Below are 1,135 nucleotides of genomic sequence, written 5' to 3'. Positions count from 1 at the left end.
CGGGCCCGGCCCGCCTCCGTGCCGGCCGCCGCCGCGCTCCCCGTCATCGCGAAGCCGCCGATCCGCAAGCTCGCGAAGGACCTCGACGTCGACCTCCTCGAGGTGCAGGCCACCGGCCTCGCCGGCGAGGTCACCCGCGACGACGTCATCCGCCACGCCTCCCAGGCCAGCGTCTTCCGCAACATCCAGACCCCCGCCTGGGGCGACGACCGCGAGGAGCGGATCCCCGTGCGCGGCGTCCGCAAGGCGATCGCCGCCGCGATGTCGACGAGCGCGTTCACCGCGCCCCACGTCAGCGTCTTCGTCGACGTCGACGCGACCCGCACCATGGAGTTCGTCAAGCGCCTCAAGAACTCGCCCGACTTCGCCGGCGTCAAGGTCTCGCCGCTGCTCATCATGGCCAAGGCCATCATCTGGGCCGTCCGCCGCAACCCCACCGTCAACTCCGCCTGGACCGACACCGAGATCGTCGTCCGCCACTACGTCAACCTCGGCATCGCCGCGGCCACCCCGCGCGGACTGCTCGTCCCCAACGTCAAGGACGCCCAGTCGATGAGCCTCCTCGAACTGGCGCAGGCCCTCGAGAAGCTCACCCTCGACGCCCGCGACGGCAAGACCACCGCCGCCGACATGCAGAACGGCACCATCACCATCACCAACATCGGCGTCTTCGGGATGGACACGGGCACCCCCATCCTCAACCCCGGCGAAGTCGCGATCATCGCCCTCGGCACGATCAAGCAGAAGCCCTGGGTCGTCGATGGCGAGGTCCGCCCCCGCTTCGTCACCACGGTCGGCGGCTCCTTCGACCACCGCGTCGTCGACGGCGACGTCGTCAGCCGCTTCGTCGCCGACGTCGCCAGCGTGCTGGAGGAACCGGCGCTGCTGCTCGACTGAGCGAATTCCTCCTTCGTCGTCATCCGCTCCGCGGTCGGCTGTACGAGGTGGGGGCGTGTCGTGGAGCGGGGAGCGTACCGCTACGGCGAATCGCTGGAACGCGATTCGGCGGTGAGCTCGGCGGTGCTCGATGGAGCGGATTCCTCCTTCGTCGTCATCCGCTCCGCGGTCGGCTGTACGAGGTGGGGGCGTGTCGTGGAGCGGGGAGCGTACCGCTACGGCGAATCGCTGGAACGCG

Annotated in this window: 1 protein-coding gene; it reads left to right on the top strand. The window is 70.0% G+C overall.

What is annotated here, in order from left to right:
* A partial coding sequence (locus tag C5C49_RS14285; protein ID WP_146084892.1) for a dihydrolipoamide acetyltransferase family protein occupies window positions 1-897 on the top strand: 897 nt, incomplete at its 5' end.
* Window positions 898-1,135 lie beyond the last annotated feature (238 nt).

The sequence above is a fragment of the Rathayibacter sp. AY1E2 genome, assembly GCF_002932325.1.
GTDB lineage: Bacteria > Actinomycetota > Actinomycetes > Actinomycetales > Microbacteriaceae > Rathayibacter.
Note: the sequence above shows the minus strand (reverse complement) of the source record. Positions and strands in the feature narration are given on the sequence as shown.